This window comes from Parasphingopyxis marina (assembly GCF_014237875.1).
In the GTDB taxonomy this organism is placed as follows: domain Bacteria; phylum Pseudomonadota; class Alphaproteobacteria; order Sphingomonadales; family Sphingomonadaceae; genus Parasphingopyxis; species Parasphingopyxis marina.
Genome location: NZ_JACJVJ010000002.1, coordinates 588,525 through 603,717, shown reverse-complemented (window position 1 = coordinate 603,717; position 15,193 = coordinate 588,525). Strand labels below are relative to the sequence as shown.

Below are 15,193 nucleotides of genomic sequence, written 5' to 3'. Positions count from 1 at the left end.
ATGGATGCAGCGCGAGATTTCCTCGCCGATACCGCCGTTTTCCGTCTTTCCGGCGATAGCGAAGCACGCCCTGAGCCGAAGCGCGAGCGACGCCGCTACCGGACGATCTGGATTTCCGACATCCATCTCGGCACCAAGGGATGCAATGCCGACATGCTGATCGATTTTCTCGACAGCACCGACAGCGAGACGATGTATCTGGTCGGGGACATTATCGACGGCTGGCGGCTGAAAAAGCGCTTTTACTGGCCGGCCGAACATAACGATGTCGTCTGGCGGATCCTGAAGCGCGCCAAGCGCGGCACCCGAATCGTCTATATTCCCGGCAATCATGACGAGATGTTTCGCCAGTTCACCGGCCTCGATTTCGGCGGCGTCGAAATCCGGCGCAAGGCAATCCACGACACGGCCGACGGCAAGAGGTTGCTGGTGCTCCATGGCGACGAGTTTGATGCGGTCATGCTTGCGCATCGCTGGCTCGCCCATCTCGGCGACATGGCCTACGAACTGTTGATGGGCCTTAACCGCTGGGTCAATGCGGTGCGGCGGCGGCTGGAGCTTCCCTATTGGTCGCTCTCGAAGATGGCCAAACACAAGGTAAAGAATGCCGTCGAATTCATATCGCATTTCGAGGAAGTGGTTGCGGAACAGGCCGGAAAGCGCGGCGTCGATGGCGTCGTTTGCGGCCATATCCATACCGCGGAAATTCGCGAGATCGAAGGCATCGACTATTATAACGATGGCGACTGGGTGGAAGGTTGCACGGCGTTGGTCGAGCATTTCGACGGCCGGATGGAAATACTCCACTGGGCAGAGGAGATGGCGCTGCGCGACGCCGTAGCCGAAGCAAGGGCGGCGGCGTGAGAATCGCTCTCGTCACCGACGCCTGGGCGCCGCAGATCAACGGTGTCGTGCGAACGCTCCAATCGGTCCGGCGCGAACTCGAAAAGATGGGTCACGATATTCGCGTCTTTTCGCCCGACCAATTCTATTCGGTGCCATGCCCGACCTATGGTGAGATCAAGCTTGCACTGGTGACCGCCGGCGCGCTGGGGCAGGCGCTCGCCGCAGTCGTGCCCGACGCGATCCATATCGCGACCGAGGGCCCGCTGGGGCTGGCCGCCCGGCGCTGGTGCCGCCGCAACGGTTTTCCCTTCACCACCGCCTATCACACCCAGTTTCCGGACTATGTCTCGAAGCGGACCGGGTTGCCATCGGAATGGATCTGGCCGTTTATTCGCCGGTTTCATGCGCCGTCCCAGGCGGTTCTGACGGCGACGGATTCGGTGCGGCGGGAGCTCCGCGCCCATGGCATCGGCCATCTGCGCCATTGGGGCAGGGGGGTCGATCTCGACGCCTTTTCGCCCGGTGTGCCGCCGCATCCTTGCTATGCGCAGCTCGCGCGTCCGATCCAGCTCTATGTCGGCCGGGTAGCGGTCGAGAAGAATATCGAAGCCTTCCTGCAGACACGCCAGCCGGGCACCAAGGTGGTCGTTGGCGACGGCCCGGCGCGCGCCGCGCTTCAAGCGTGTTATCCCGACATATTGTTCCTGGGCGCCCTTTCGGGAGCGGCGCTGGCGGGCGCCTATGCCGGCGCCGACGTCTTCGTTTTTCCCAGCAAGACCGACACGTTCGGCCTCGTGATGATCGAGGCGCTGGCATCTGGCACGCCGGTTGCCGCCTATCCCGTGACCGGGCCGATCGACGTGGTGACGTCCGATGTCGCTTGCCTCGACGCCGACCTTGATGTCGCGATCGCCGGGGCACTGATGCGGGATCGCGCGCGGTGTGCCGCATTCGGCTCCGGTTTCACCTGGAGGCGTAGCGCCGAGCAGTTTCTCGCCGCGCTCGCCCCGATCGAGGAGCATTTCGACGAAGCGGCTTAGCGCTCTCTTGCCCCGAACAACGCTTTCTCCTACATAGGCATCATATTCCGGCCGTCCCGTGAGGGGCGGCCCTTTTATTATCCGGAGTTCACCATGGCCCATCCCCTGATGCCCCATGCTACGGCCAGCTGGCTGGTCGACAACACCTCGCTCGGCTTCGATCAGATCGCCGAATTTTGCGGTCTGCATATCCTGGAAGTCCAGGCGATCGCCGACGATACCGCCGCGACCAAGCTTACCGGCCGCGATCCTATCGCGGCGCACGAACTGACGATGGAAGAAATTGAGAAAGGCCAGTCCGATCCCGAATATACTCTCCAGATGTCCAAGGGGCCCGATCAGGTCCGCCGTACCAAGGGGCCTCGCTATACGCCGGTTTCCAAGCGGCAGGACAAGCCGGACGGCATTGCCTGGCTGCTGCGCAACCATCCGGAGATTTCGGATGCGCAGGTCGGTAAATTGATCGGCACGACCCGCAATACGATCAACGCGATTCGGGATCGTACCCATTGGAACATCGCGGAAATCGTTCCCAAGGACCCGGTGACCCTGGGCCTGTGTTCGCAGCGCGAGCTCGACGCCGTTGTCGCCAAGGCGGCCAAGAAAGCCGGCCTTGAAGCGCCGAAGGACGAGACGATCGAAGGCGATCGCGCCGCGCTCATCGAAGAGCTTCGCCACGAGCGCGAAACGGCACATGCCGAAGCCGAAGCGGCGCTGGCCGCGGAAGCCGCGGCGCTCGAGGGCGAGGCTGCGGAAGGCGAGGCGGAAGACACCGCGCCGGCATCCGGCTGGCCTGACCTACCGGCCGACGAAGCCGCTCCCAAGGCACTTCCCGAAGGCGCGGAAGAGCTTTTCCGCAAGAAGGACGACTAGCGAGCCCGCAAATCGTCAGTATTACTTACATAGCTGTAAGTAATTTGATTTGTATTTGTGCGTTGCTATAGGGCGCTCATGGTTTCGATCCCCGACATATGGCGCGATAGTTTTCAGCATCCCGGCCTGTGGGACCGGAGCTACCCGCCGCTGTCCGTGCCGCAGATGTTCGCGGAGAGCGCGGCGGCGCATCCCGACGCCTATCTCGCGGACTTCATGGGCCGCAAATTCAGCTATGCGGACGTTCGGCTGGGCGTAAACCGCGTCGCGCGCGGGCTTCAGCAGTTGGGCGTCAAGAAGGGCGATCGGGTGGGTCTCTTCCTGCCCAATGTGCCGCACTATCTGGCGGCCTATTATGGCGCGATGAAGATCGGCGCGATCGCGGTCAATTTCTCGCCGCTCTACACGGTCGAAGAGCTTGCCCATCAGGTCGAGGATTCGGGCACGAAGATTCTCGTTACCCTGTCGGCGTCGGCCTTGCTGCCGACCGCGCTCAAGGTGCTGGACAACAGTTCGCTCGAAAAGCTTGTCGTCGGTACGGTGGTTGAGGCGCTGCCGATGGCGAAGTCGCTGCTGTTCCGGATGTTCCAGCGCGATCAGTATGTCGATGTTCCCAAACGCCGCGATGTCATCCCCTTTGCCGAACTCGTCGACAACAAGGGCGATTGCGACAAGGTGCCGATCGATCCGCGCAAGGATATCGCACTGATCCAGTATACCGGGGGAACGACGGGAACGCCCAAGGGGGCGATGCTGACTCATCAGAACATCACCGCCAATGCCCGGCAGACCAACGATCTCGATCCCGACCAGCAGGCCGAGGACCGGATTATCGGCGTGTTGCCCTTCTTCCATGTCTTCGCCAACACCACGGTGTTGAATCGCACGGTGGTTCGCGGCGGAGAAATCATCATGTTGCCGCGCTGGAATGCCGCGCAGACCCTAAAGGCGATCGAACGCACCAGGGCGACTGCGCTTCCCGGCGTACCGACGATGTACACGGCGCTGCTCGATCATCCGCGGACCGCGAAGACCGATTTCAGCTCGCTGCGAGTGTGCATTTCGGGCGGCGCGCCGTTGCCGCTGGAAACCAAGACGAAGTTCGAGACGGCGACCGGCGCGAAGCTGGTCGAAGGCTATGGTCTTACCGAAGCTTCGGGCGTCGTTTCCACCAACCCCTACGAAGGCGAAGACCGGCCCGGATCGATCGGCCAGCCGCTGGCCGGCACGATCGTTAAACTGGTCGACAAAGAAGACCCGTCCGAGCCCGCGACGGAGGGCGAACCGGGCGAGATACTGGTCGCCGGGCCGCAGGTCATGCTCGGCTATTGGAACCGCCCCGATGCCGACGAGAAAGTGCTTCACGACGGCTTTCTGCGAACCGGCGATGTCGGCAAGATCGATGCCGACGGCTATATCTATATCGTCGACCGTCTGAAGGACATGATCGCGGTGTCCGGCTACAAGGTGTTTCCGAGCCAGATCGAGCAGATCCTGTACAAGCATCCCGCGGTTAAAGAGGCGATCGTGCTCGGCGTGCCGGACGATTATACCGGCGAAAAGCCCAAGGCGTTCGTATCGCTGCAAACGGGCAGCGAAACGGCGGGCACGGAAATCCTCGAATGGCTCAATCCGCAGCTCGGCAAGCACGAACAGGTCGTGGCCGTCGAGGTCCGCACGGACCTGCCGAAAACGATGGTCGGCAAGCTCGATCGCAAGGCATTACGCGCCGAAGAAGGCGTTTGAGCGCCCTCCCTTATTCGGGCAGCATCACATTCTTCAGGTTCATGAACTCGTGAAGCCCGTAGGGGCCTAGCTCGCGGCCATGGCCCGACCGCTTGACGCCGCCGAACGGTGCGTAGGGGTCGGAGGCCAGCATCTGGTTCACCGCCGTCATCCCCGCCTCGATATCGCGAATAAAGCGTTGTTGCTCGGCCTCGTCCGTCGTCCAGACGCTGGAGCCGAGTCCGAAAGGGATGTCGTTGGCGACGGCCACCGCCTCGTCGAGATCCTTGATTTTGAACACCATGGCGACCGGACCGAAGAATTCCTCGCAGGCGATGGGCGCGCCTGCGGGAATGTCCGTAAGGATCGCTGGCGTCATCCAGGCACCCGGCTTATCGGGAATATCGCCGCCGTAAAGCTTGGTGGCGCCTTGCTGGACCGCCTTTTCGAGCTGCTGCGCGATATCGTTGCGCGCGCCCTCGCTCGAAAGCGGGCCCATTTCCGTCGCTTCGTCGGTTGGGTCGCCGATCTTGATATTCTTCACGCCCTCGACGAAAATCTCCATGAAGCGGTCGTAGACATCCTCGTGAACGATCATTCTCTTGCCGCAGATGCAGGACTGGCCGGCATTCTGGAGCCGGGCGGTAACGGCGGTCCTGGCGGCCTGCTCGACATCCGCGCTCGGCATGACGACATATGGATCCGATCCGCCAAGTTCGAGAACGACCTTTTTGAGATTGTGTCCCGCCTGTTCGGCCACCTTGATGCCCGCGGCTTCGCTGCCTGTGATGGTCACGGCGACGACGCGCGGGTCGTCGATGATCCCGGCGACTTTCGACGCACTGATGTGAAGGTTCTGGAACAGCCCGGCGGGGCCGCCGGCGTCGAGCACCATCTGTTCCAGCATGGCGGCGCATTCGGGGGTCGAGCTGGCATGTTTCAACAGGCCGACATTGCCCGCCATGATTGTCGGGGCGAGGAAGCGCACGACCTGCCAAAAGGGATAATTCCACGGCATGATCGCGAGAACCGGGCCCTGTGGCAGCCAGTGCGATACCGAGCGCCCGCTCACCAGCGGCTTTTCGATCGGCTTCAGCATGTCAGGACCGTTATCGGCGTAAAAGCGGAAACCCTTGGCGCATTTGTCGATCTCGGCGCGGGCCTGCTTGATCGGCTTGCCCATCTCCGCGGTAATGATCGCTGCGAGCTCTTCTCGTTGCGTATCATACTGATCCGCGATTTTTCTCAGAAGGTCCGTGCGCGTTTCATAGTCGGTCGTGCGCCAGCCGCGATAGGTGCTGACCGCCTGGGCGATCTTCGCTTCGATCTGGCCGTCGTCCAGCGCTGGAAAGGTCTTTCCCTCTTCCCCTGTAGCGGGATTCACCTGGGTTGGCATCGCAAACTCCTCCGAAAGATTCCTGAAGGCTGAGCGAATCGCCCAGCCGCGCCCCGACTGGCTTGACCATAGCTCGGTCGCTCGCCCATAGCGACTGCATGACGGACGAACGCGCAGAGGATATTTCGGGCCTTTCTTTCGAGGCGGCATTGGAAGAACTGGAACGCATCGTGCGCCAGCTCGAAGCGGGCGAGGCGCCGCTCGACGAATCGATTACGCTCTACGAACGCGGCGATCGGCTGCGCACGCATTGCGAAGCCCGGTTGAAAGCCGCGCAGGCACGAATAGAGAAGATTCAGCTCGATGCCGACGGCAAGCCGGCGGGTACCGAACCGCTCGATCCGGCCTAGGAATGGCAGTCGTTTCCATAGGATTGAAGCCGGCGCTCGATCGTATGGCAAAAGATGTCGACATCCTGTTCGACACTTGGCTGAAGGTGCCCGGTGATTCGCGGGCAAAACTTTACGAAGCGATGCGTCATGCGGCGATCGGTGGCGGCAAGCGCCTACGTCCGATGCTGATCGTGGCCGCCTGCGAGGTTTTCAACGTCGATCGCGACAGCGCGATGCGTGCGGGCTTCGCGGTCGAATGTATCCATGTCTATTCGCTGATCCATGATGACCTTCCTTGCATGGACGATGACGATCTCCGCCGCGGCAAGCCGACCGTTCACAAGGCATTCGACGAAGCGACCGCAGTGTTGGCGGGAGATTGCCTGCTGGCGCTGGCCTTCGAGATTCTCGGAGAGAAGGCCACGCATGCCGATCCCTTCGTACGGGCGGAATTGATGGCGGAATTGGCCCGGGCCAGCGGCCCGGCGGGCATGGGCGGCGGTCAGATGATGGATCTGGAAGCGGAACATCGCGAACTCGACCTGCCGGCTGTGACGCGGCTCCAACAGCTCAAAACGGGCGCGCTTATCGGCTTCTGTCTTGAGGCGGCGTGTATTATGGCGCGGATACCGCCTGAGCATCGTACGCATCTGCGCGGCTATGCGCGCGACCTTGGCCTGGCCTTCCAGATCGCCGACGATTTGCTGGACGTCGAAGGCGATGAAGAAAATACCGGCAAGCGCGTGGGCAAGGACGCGGAAGCCGGCAAAGCGACCTTCGTGTCGTTGCTCGGTGTCGACCGTGCCCGGCAACAGGCGGAAATGCTTGTCGATCAGGCGATCGATCACCTGCGCGATTTCGGCGAGGAAGCGGATATGCTTCGCGCGATCGCGCGCTTCGCGATAGAAAGGACGCACTGATGGGTACCGACCGCACCGGCGTTTATCCGGGCACATTCGATCCGATAACGCTCGGCCATATGGATATCATCAGGCGCGGGGCGAAACTCGTCGATACGCTGATTATCGGCGTGACGACCAACCCTTCGAAATCGCCGATGTTCAGCGACGAGGAGCGGCTCTCCATGGTGGAGCGGGAGGTCGCCGATTGCGAAGGCCATATCCGCGTTGTGCCGTTCAATTCGCTACTGATGGATTTTGCCGAACGCGAGGGCGCGACCGTTATCATCCGCGGTCTGCGCGCCGTGGCGGATTTCGAATATGAGTATCAGATGGCGGGCATGAACCAGCAGCTCAACGACGATATCGAGACGCTGTTCCTGATGGCCGATGTCGCGCTCCAGCCGATTGCGTCCCGACTGGTAAAGGAAATCGCCATGTATGGTGGCGACATCCACAAGTTCGTGACGCCAGCCGTTGAAACCGAGGTGGTAGCGCGTGTGGAAAAGATAGGCCGCAAGGGAGATTAGACGGTCGCCGTTCATATGGCTTTCAGGCGCACTCTGCTTGGGGTAAGGGAGCTTTCAATTCGTCGGCCGCTGCGCGATAGGCGGCACAATCGAATTCTACGAGGATAGTATGCGTTTGAAATTCTTACTCTTTATATTGGCCTCCATGGCTTTCGGCGCCGCTGCGGCCGCGCAGGACGAAGACAGGCCCTTTGCCGTCGAGGAAGTGACCGATACCGCGCCTGTCGTCGTCGGCACCGCAGCGACCCCTGCCGCCGATCCGGAAAACACACTGCTGTTGGACCTGTCGACCGGCGGGCGTGTGGCCATCCGGCTGCGGCCCGATGTCGCACCGCATCATGTCGAGCGGATTAAGACATTAACGCGCCAAGGCTTCTACAATGGCCTTGTGTTCCATCGCGTGATCGAGGGTTTCATGGCGCAGACCGGTGACCCGACGGGAACCGGGCAGGGCGATTCGCCGCTTCCCGATCTCGAGGCCGAGTTCAACAGGTTGCCGCATGTCCGCGGCACGGTATCCATGGCGCGCACGACTGATCCGAACAGTGCGAACAGCCAGTTTTTCATCATGTTCATGCCGAACCTCAATCTCGACCAGAATTATTCGGTCTTCGGCCGCGTGATCAGTGGCATGCAATTGGTGGATGCTATTCCGCGTGGCGAACCGCCGGCCAATCCAGCGCGCATCATTCGCGCGTCGATCCAGTCCGACAATGTGCCGCCGCCGACCGCTGCAGAGATCGCCGCAGCCAGCCGTCCTGCCGCGCAGAGCGGAACGGCGGCGCTCGAAGCGGCGCTAGCGGCCGAAGGGTCGGGCACCGCGCCGCAATAAACACGCCGTGCGCGTAGACCTTTTCGATTTTGCGCTTCCCGAAGACCACATTGCGCTGAGACCCGCGGACCCGCGGGACAGTGCGCGTATGCTGGTTCTCGAAGGCGACGCGACAACCGATCGCGTGGTCAGCGAATTGCCCGATTGCGTGCGGCCTGGCGATGTCCTCGTTTTCAACGATACACGCGTCATTCCGGCGCAACTTGAGGGGAAGCGCGGCGACGCGAAGATCGGCGCGACGCTGCACAAGCGCGAAGCGCTGCGCCAATGGCGCGCCTTTGTCCGCAATGCGAAACGCCTAAAAAATGGCGACCGGATCGATTTCGGCGAAGGCGTTACCGCCATCGCCAGTGATCGCGGCGAAGATGGCAGTTTCCTGCTGAGCTTCGAAGGCGGCGAGCCGGTGGAGACGTTGCTGGAACGGGCAGGGCGTATGCCGCTGCCGCCCTATATCGCCGGAAAACGCCCCACCGATGCGCGCGACCGCGAAGACTATCAGACGATGTTCGCCGAAAAAGAAGGCGCGGTCGCTGCGCCCACGGCCGCGCTGCATTTTACGCCTGCGCTGATGGAGCGCCTTGAGGCGGCCGGTATCGGCCATGAGACGCTGACCTTGCATGTCGGTGCGGGCACCTTTCTGCCGATGAAGGCGGAGGACAGCGACGACCATGTCATGCACGCCGAATGGGGCCGGATCGACGATGCGACCGCGGCGCGGCTGAACGCCGTACGTGCCGGGGGCGGAAGGGTGATCGCCGTCGGTACGACGAGCCTGCGTCTCCTGGAAAGCGCGACCGGCGAAGAAGATGTCATCCGTCCGTTCGAAGGCGATACGGCGATTTTCATCACCCCCGGCTATCGCTTCCGCGCCATCGACGGGCTGATGACCAATTTTCATCTGCCGCGGTCGACCCTGTTCATGCTCGTCAGCGCGCTGATGGGCCGCGAGCGGATGCTCGCTGCATATGACCATGCGATAGCGGGCGGCTACCGCTTCTACAGCTATGGTGACGCGAGCCTCTTGCTGCCTTAAGGCGCGCTGATGACCAAGCGCTTCGCCTTTTCGATCGCCGCGACCGACGGCCGCGCGCGCACAGGCGCGATCCGGATGAAGCGCAGCGAAATTCGTACGCCCGCTTTCATGCCCGTCGGTACGACGGCGACCGTGAAAGCGATGAAGCCCGCCGACGTGCGGTCCTCGGGTGCCGATATCATCCTCGGCAATACCTATCACCTGATGCTCCGCCCCGGCGCCGAGCGCGTCGCCAAGCTCGGCGGGTTGCACGGTTTTATGGGTTGGGAGCGCCCGATCCTGACCGACAGCGGCGGCTATCAGGTGATGAGCCTGTCGGATCGTACAAAGGTCAGCGAGGAGGGCGTCCAGTTCGCCAGCCATATTGACGGTTCGCGCCATATGCTGAGCCCCGAGCGCTCGATGGAAATCCAGACCTTGTTGGGATCCGACATCGTCATGGCGTTCGATGAGCTGGTGAAGACGACCGACACGCCCAGGGCGCAGTCCGAAGCAATGGAACGCTCGATGCGCTGGGCCAAGCGTTCGCGGGAGGCGTTCGATGCGCTCGGCAATCAAGGTGCGCTGTTCGGTATCCAGCAGGGCGGACTCGACGAGCGATTGCGCAAGGTCTCGGCCGAGGCGCTGATCGATATCGGCTTCGATGGCTACGCAGTCGGCGGGCTCGCAGTCGGCGAGGGGCAGGAGGCGATGTTCGGCTGCCTCGATTTCGCACCGGGCCAGTTCCCAGCAGACAAGCCGCGCTATCTGATGGGGGTCGGCAAGCCCGACGATCTTGTCGGCGCGGTGGAACGCGGCATCGACATGTTCGATTGCGTGTTGCCGACGAGAAGCGGGCGGACGGGACAGGCGTTCACGGGCTCGGGATCTATCAACATCAAGAACGCCCGTTTCGCGGAAGATACCGGTCCTTTAGACCCCGATTGCGCCTGCCCGGTCTGCGACACCTGGTCGCGCGCCTATCTCCATCACCTGATCCGGTCCGGCGAAATTCTCGGCGCGATGCTGATGACCGAGCATAATCTATATTTCTACCAGGCGCTGATGGCGGATATGCGTGCGGCGATCGGCGAGGGGCGCTTCGCCGCGTTCGCCACCGATTTCAGGAGTCGCTATTCGGCAGCGACGGCCTGAGGCTCTTCTTCTTCGCCGGTCCGCGCCGTTTGTCCCACGGGATGGCGCTTGGTGAACTCCATCGCCTCGTCGGCGATCTTTCCATATTTGAGCGCAAAGATGTCTTTCGGGTAATTTTGGAGGTTCTTCCAGACGCCCCTGTCGCCTTGCTTGGGCAGCTTGTCCGCCGCGCGCTGGAAATAGCCGGAAGAAAAATCGACCCAGGGCAGGCGTGCGATTTCCTCGTCCTTGGGTAGGCGCGGCGTCGCGATTTCGGTGCCGGTTGCGTCCATATGGTTGATCAGGCGGCAGACATAATCGCAAGTCAGGTCCGCGCGCAGCGTCCAGGAGGCGTTGGTATAACCAAAGGAGATCGCGAAGTTCGGCACATCGTCGAACATCATCGCCTTGTAGCTGACATGTTCCGCCATATTTACCGGCTCGCCGTCGACTTCCGCGGAAATGCCGCCGGCCATCTGAAGTTCCAGCCCGGTCGCCGTCACGATGATATCGGCTTCCAGTTCCTCGCCCGATTTCAGCAGGATGCCTTTCTCGGTGAAGGTGTCGATATGGTCGGTGGCTACCGAAGCCTTGCCACGCTTGATCGCGTTGAAGAAATCGCTGTCGGGCACGAGGCAAAGCCGCTGTTCCCAGGGATTGTAGCTGGGCGTGAAATGCGTTTCGACATCATAGTCGGGGCCGAGCTCCTCACGCACTTGTTTGATCAGGAACTCCTTGATCGGCGCGGGCTTGGTGCGTGCCCGGCGGAAGATGAGCTGCTGGAGCAGCACATGTTTCCAACGGATGATCGCATAGGCCATTTTTGAGGGCAGGATCTTGCGCAGCCGATTGGCGAATTTGTCGCTGGCCGGCCGCGAGACCATATAGGTCGGCGAGCGCTGGAGCATGGTGACATGTTCGGCCGGCGTGTCGCTATCCACCAGCGCGGGAACCAGCGTCACCGCCGTCGCGCCAGATCCGATGACGATAACCCTCTTGCCTTCATAAGCGAGATCTTCGGGCCAGAGCTGCGGATGGACGATCTGGCCCTGGAATCGGTCGGTGCCTTTGAAATCGGGCGTATAGCCGGCCTCGTAGCGATAATAGCCCGAGCACATGAAAAGGAAGTTGCAGGTATAGCGTTCCGGCTGCTTGTCTTCGCCGATCTCAACGTCGACGGTCCATTGCGCTTCCTCGGTCGACCAGGAGGCGTGGCGCACCATGTGGCGATAGCGGATCTTTTCGTGAATTCCGTACTGGGTCGCCGTCTCGTCGAGATAGTTCATGATCGAGGGGCCGTCGGCGATCGCCTTCTGCTCGGTCCACGGTTTGAACGCATAGCCAAGGGTGAACATGTCCGAATCCGAACGGATGCCGGGATAGCGGAAGAGATCCCACGTCCCGCCGAAATTCTCGCGGCCTTCCAGGATCGCATAGCTTTTTTGTGGGCAGTTTTTCTGCAGATAATAGCCCGCACCAATGCCGGAAATGCCGGCGCCCACGACGATCACGTCGAAATGTTGGGGTGCATCCTCGCGCGCCATGGCCGCGTTCCTCTCGCTATTTAAGTTGCAAAATAGAACGGGTTTACGTTTACGTCAAGGTGCGCGTGGCTACCCCCTTGCCCGAGAGGGCGTCGCGTCCGGGTGGGCCGTCGATGTCGATTTCCGGGCCGATGGGAACGATCTGCGTCGGATTGACCGTACGGATGCCGTAATAGCCGCGCTTGATATGATCGAGGTTCACGGTGCCGGCGATGCCCGGCCATTGGTAGATCTCGCGCAGATAGCCGGGCAGGGCAGCGTATTCGTCGATATAGCGCAGGTTGCATTTGAACGCGCCGTAATAGGCGATGTCGAAGCGGATGAGCGTGACGAACAGCCGGATATCAGCCTCGGTCAGCCATTCGCCCGCGAGATAGCGGTGCGCCGCGAGATGCGCGTCGATTTCGTCCAGCGCTTCGAATACGTCGCGCACGGCCTCGTCATAGGCGTGCTGGGCCGTCGCGAAGCCGGCCCGGTAAACGCCATTGTTGAGAGCTGGATAGATACGGTCGTTCCAACGGTCGATCTCCGGTCGCAGCGCTTCGGGATAGAGATCGAGATCGTTGCCGGCGATACCGATAAAGCCATCATTGAGGATGCGGACGATATCGGCCGACTCATTGTTGACGATGCGGCCTTCGGCGCGATCCCAGAGCACGGGCACCGTCGCCTTGCCGGTGAATGCGGCATCGGTGGCCGTGTAGAGCCGGTGATGGTTGTGAAACGGCCCGGTCGCGCCGCCATTCTGCTCTTGGGCGTAGTGCCAGCCTTCCGATCCCATGAACGGTTCGGCCGCATGGACGGCTATCGCGTCTTCAAGGCCTTTGAGCGCGCGGACGGCGAGCGTGCGCGAGGCCCAGGGGCAGCTATAGGCGATATAGAGTTCGTAGCGGCCTGGTTCGGCAGCAGAGGCGGACTTACCGTCCGGCCCGGGGCTGCCATCGGGTGTGATCCAGTCGCGAAACGGACTTTCGAGCCGGTGAAAAGCGCCACCCTTGATTTCGTCCGCTGCGGGCGGTTTGTCACGCCATTCGCCGTTTACCAGCGGCACGGCGTCAGTCTTTCGTTCCCGGCGAAGCGCTGAGGAAAGAGGGAACCGGACCGTTCCATTCGTCATCTGCGTCGACGACGGGCGCGTCCGGTTGTTCGTTCCGCCTCGCGGCCGGTTTCGGCGGCGATTTCGGCGCGGTGTTGGCAGCCTCGGTTGGCTTGCTACGACCGCGTCCGCGGCGCGCCGGCTTTTCCCGGTCGGGTTTCGCATCCGATTTCGCCTCGGGCTGCGCTTCGGACTTCACTTCGGCTTGGGGCTTTTCGGCTTCCGGCGGCTTTGCGTCCTTGCTGCCGCTGCCGATCTTCTGGCCGGTGAGCTTTTCGATATTTTCCACGGCCTCGTCGTCGGCAGGCGTGGCGAGCGTGATTGCGATGCCCTTGGCGCCTGCGCGGCCGGTGCGTCCGATCCGGTGAACATAGTCGTCGGGATGCCATGGCACATCGTAATTGAAGACATGGCTGACGCCCTTCACATCGAGGCCGCGCGCCGCGACATCCGAGGCGACGAGGATGTTGATCTCACCGTCCTTGAAGCGTTGCAGCTCGGCCGTGCGCGAGCTTTGGTCCATATCGCCCTGAATCTGGCCGGCGCGAAAGCCTTCGCGTTTCAACGCCTGCTCCAGATCGCGTACCGTCGTCTTGCGGTTCGAAAAGACGATCGCCGTTTCCACCTTCTCGTTTTTCAGAATATCGATCAGCGTCGATTTTTTCGAACGCGGGCTCGTGCGAACGATGCGCTGTTCGATGTTGGCCGCGGCCGTTGCAGGGCGGGCCACTTCGATATGCTTGGGATTCGATAGAAATTTGTCGGACAGCTTCTTGATCGGAGGCGGCATCGTGGCCGAAAACAGCAACGTCTGCCGGTTGGCCGGAAGCTTCTGGCAGATGCTCTCGATATCCGGGATGAAGCCCATGTCGAGCATCCGATCCGCCTCGTCGATGACGAGCAGGTTGCAGCCCGAAAGCAGGATCTTGCCGCGATCGAACAGGTCCATCAGGCGCCCCGGCGTGGCGATCAGCACGTCGACGCCCTTTTCCAGCGCCTTGACCTGATCGCCCATCTGCACGCCGCCGATCAGCAGCGCCATGGAGAGCTTCTGATACTTGCCGTATTTGTCGAAATTCTCAGCCACCTGCGCGGCGAGTTCGCGCGTCGGCTCGAGGATCAGCGAGCGCGGCATGCGCGCGCGGCTGCGGCCGTGGCTCAATATGTCGATCATCGGCAGCACGAAACTGGCCGTCTTGCCGGTGCCGGTCTGCGCGATACCGATGATGTCTTTCATCATCAGCACCGAAGGAATGGCCTGCGCCTGGATAGGCGTGGGCTCGGTGTAGCCGGAGTCGCCTACGGCGCGCAGCAATTCATCAGAGAGGCCGAGGTCGGCGAAGTTCATGCGATACCCGATTTGGAGTTGATCGTGCGCGGCACAATATGGGCGCGTTTGCGGGGTGGCGATTGGGCTTTGGGGCTTGAAAAGTCAAGCGGAAGCCGCGCTTTTCGGTCAATTGGCCGAGCGCGGTTCCAGTATCCTGAAATTGGAAATCGTGCACTCGCTGCCAGCGCGCGAGACGATTGCGTCGCGATTGGCGCACACCCGCCCGTCTTCGCCCGGAACCAGGTAGAAGGCCGAATAATATCCGAGGCCAAGGCATTCGCCGTCGAGACGGGCGCGGAGCAGCCGCCGGTCGGTCATCAGCATGTCGACGATGCCCGGCCTGGTAAAGCGCGCCCGCGCGATCGACGAGGCTTGCTGGCATTCGTCGGCCGGCCGCTCGCGCCAGCCTGCGGGCCTTGAATCGGAGGACGAAGAGGGCGTCCGGGGGCGCAGCGAACGGCGCGTCGGGATACGGATGATGATCCGCTGCTCAACCACCTGCATGGCGACCTGATAGGGCGCCATCGGTGCAGGCGCAGCAATCAGCAATATGGCAATTCCGAATGGTGGCACATGCAATCCCGGCTTTTGTCGGCCCAGCTTT

15 protein-coding genes are annotated in these 15,193 nt (G+C 61.8%); 10 read left to right on the top strand and 5 right to left on the bottom strand.

Annotated features, from left to right (window positions below; translation table 11 throughout):
- The 4 genes from H6P80_RS11675 to H6P80_RS11660 all read left to right on the top strand — a co-directional run bounded on the left by H6P80_RS11675 (position 1) and on the right by H6P80_RS11660 (position 4,505).
- Positions 1-864, top strand: a complete 864-nt coding sequence (locus H6P80_RS11675) for a UDP-2,3-diacylglucosamine diphosphatase (RefSeq protein WP_221892993.1) — start codon at positions 1-3, stop codon at positions 862-864.
- Positions 861-1,886 carry a glycosyltransferase family 4 protein gene (locus H6P80_RS11670; RefSeq protein WP_185801543.1) on the top strand — a complete coding sequence of 342 codons (1,026 nt, stop codon included), beginning with the start codon at positions 861-863 and terminating at the stop codon, positions 1,884-1,886. Before H6P80_RS11675 ends, H6P80_RS11670 begins: the two co-directional genes overlap by 4 nt.
- Before the next feature lie 108 nt (positions 1,887-1,994).
- The gene (locus tag H6P80_RS11665) at positions 1,995-2,759 is read left to right on the top strand and encodes a DUF1013 domain-containing protein (RefSeq protein ID WP_185802120.1); all 765 of its coding nucleotides are present in this window, start codon (positions 1,995-1,997) and stop codon (positions 2,757-2,759) included.
- Positions 2,760-2,837: 78 nt separating this feature from the next.
- Positions 2,838-4,505, top strand: coding sequence for a long-chain-fatty-acid--CoA ligase (locus H6P80_RS11660; RefSeq protein ID WP_185801542.1), 1,668 nt, complete (start codon positions 2,838-2,840; stop codon positions 4,503-4,505).
- A 10-nt stretch (positions 4,506-4,515) separates the two neighbouring features.
- On the opposite strand, the gene H6P80_RS11655 is transcribed toward H6P80_RS11660, so the two are convergent.
- Positions 4,516-5,880: an NAD-dependent succinate-semialdehyde dehydrogenase gene (locus H6P80_RS11655; protein ID WP_185801541.1), complete on the bottom strand. Its 1,365-nt coding sequence runs from the start codon at positions 5,878-5,880 to the stop codon at positions 4,516-4,518.
- A gap of 98 nt (positions 5,881-5,978) precedes the next feature.
- Between H6P80_RS11655 and H6P80_RS11650 the strand changes: the two genes are divergently transcribed.
- The 6 genes from H6P80_RS11650 (at position 5,979) to tgt (ending at position 10,640) form a co-directional block, all read left to right on the top strand.
- The gene (locus H6P80_RS11650) at positions 5,979-6,230 is read left to right on the top strand and encodes an exodeoxyribonuclease VII small subunit (protein ID WP_185801540.1); all 252 of its coding nucleotides are present in this window, start codon (positions 5,979-5,981) and stop codon (positions 6,228-6,230) included.
- A 44-nt stretch (positions 6,231-6,274) separates the two neighbouring features.
- Entirely contained in the window at positions 6,275-7,132 is an 858-nt protein-coding gene (locus H6P80_RS11645) for a polyprenyl synthetase family protein (protein WP_407947247.1), read from the top strand.
- Complete coding sequence (gene coaD / locus H6P80_RS11640; RefSeq protein WP_185801538.1) at positions 7,132-7,641, top strand: pantetheine-phosphate adenylyltransferase; 510 nt, start codon at positions 7,132-7,134, stop codon at positions 7,639-7,641. The genes H6P80_RS11645 and coaD overlap by 1 nt, the downstream gene beginning before the upstream one ends.
- 145 nt (positions 7,642-7,786) lie before the next feature.
- Positions 7,787-8,473 carry a peptidylprolyl isomerase gene (locus H6P80_RS11635; protein ID WP_235973874.1) on the top strand — a complete coding sequence of 229 codons (687 nt, stop codon included), beginning with the start codon at positions 7,787-7,789 and terminating at the stop codon, positions 8,471-8,473.
- 7 nt (positions 8,474-8,480) lie between these two features.
- Entirely contained in the window at positions 8,481-9,506 is a 1,026-nt protein-coding gene (gene queA, locus H6P80_RS11630; RefSeq protein ID WP_185801536.1) for a tRNA preQ1(34) S-adenosylmethionine ribosyltransferase-isomerase QueA, read from the top strand.
- A 9-nt stretch (positions 9,507-9,515) separates the two neighbouring features.
- Positions 9,516-10,640, top strand: a complete 1,125-nt coding sequence (gene tgt / locus H6P80_RS11625) for a tRNA guanosine(34) transglycosylase Tgt (protein ID WP_185801535.1) — start codon at positions 9,516-9,518, stop codon at positions 10,638-10,640.
- Here the strand turns inward: tgt and H6P80_RS11620 are convergent.
- From H6P80_RS11620 to H6P80_RS11605, 4 genes are all read right to left on the bottom strand, one after another.
- Positions 10,619-12,163, bottom strand: a complete 1,545-nt coding sequence (locus tag H6P80_RS11620; RefSeq protein ID WP_185801534.1) for a flavin-containing monooxygenase — start codon at positions 12,161-12,163, stop codon at positions 10,619-10,621. The genes tgt and H6P80_RS11620 overlap by 22 nt on opposite strands.
- A gap of 49 nt (positions 12,164-12,212) precedes the next feature.
- Positions 12,213-13,214 carry a glutathione S-transferase family protein gene (locus H6P80_RS11615; RefSeq protein ID WP_328804998.1) on the bottom strand — a complete coding sequence of 334 codons (1,002 nt, stop codon included), beginning with the start codon at positions 13,212-13,214 and terminating at the stop codon, positions 12,213-12,215.
- A gap of 4 nt (positions 13,215-13,218) precedes the next feature.
- The gene (locus tag H6P80_RS11610; protein WP_185801532.1) at positions 13,219-14,607 is read right to left on the bottom strand and encodes a DEAD/DEAH box helicase; all 1,389 of its coding nucleotides are present in this window, start codon (positions 14,605-14,607) and stop codon (positions 13,219-13,221) included.
- 108 nt (positions 14,608-14,715) lie between these two features.
- On the bottom strand, positions 14,716-15,162 hold the full coding sequence (locus H6P80_RS11605) for a hypothetical protein (protein WP_185801531.1): 447 nt from the start codon (positions 15,160-15,162) through the stop codon (positions 14,716-14,718).
- Positions 15,163-15,193: the final 31 nt, after the last annotated feature.

Coding starts and splice junctions, on each gene's coding strand:
- H6P80_RS11675 (WP_221892993.1), top strand. CDS start 1: ATGGATGCAGCGCGAGATTTCCTCGCCGATACCGCCGTTTTCCGTCTT.
- H6P80_RS11665 (WP_185802120.1), top strand. CDS start 1,995: ATGCCCCATGCTACGGCCAGCTGGCTGGTCGACAACACCTCGCTCGGC.
- H6P80_RS11660 (WP_185801542.1), top strand. CDS start 2,838: ATGGTTTCGATCCCCGACATATGGCGCGATAGTTTTCAGCATCCCGGC.
- H6P80_RS11655 (WP_185801541.1), bottom strand. CDS start 5,880: ATGCCAACCCAGGTGAATCCCGCTACAGGGGAAGAGGGAAAGACCTTT.
- H6P80_RS11650 (WP_185801540.1), top strand. CDS start 5,979: ATGACGGACGAACGCGCAGAGGATATTTCGGGCCTTTCTTTCGAGGCG.
- H6P80_RS11645 (WP_407947247.1), top strand. CDS start 6,275: ATGGCAAAAGATGTCGACATCCTGTTCGACACTTGGCTGAAGGTGCCC.
- coaD (WP_185801538.1), top strand. CDS start 7,132: ATGGGTACCGACCGCACCGGCGTTTATCCGGGCACATTCGATCCGATA.
- H6P80_RS11635 (WP_235973874.1), top strand. CDS start 7,787: ATGGCTTTCGGCGCCGCTGCGGCCGCGCAGGACGAAGACAGGCCCTTT.
- tgt (WP_185801535.1), top strand. CDS start 9,516: ATGACCAAGCGCTTCGCCTTTTCGATCGCCGCGACCGACGGCCGCGCG.
- H6P80_RS11620 (WP_185801534.1), bottom strand. CDS start 12,163: ATGGCGCGCGAGGATGCACCCCAACATTTCGACGTGATCGTCGTGGGC.
- H6P80_RS11610 (WP_185801532.1), bottom strand. CDS start 14,607: ATGAACTTCGCCGACCTCGGCCTCTCTGATGAATTGCTGCGCGCCGTA.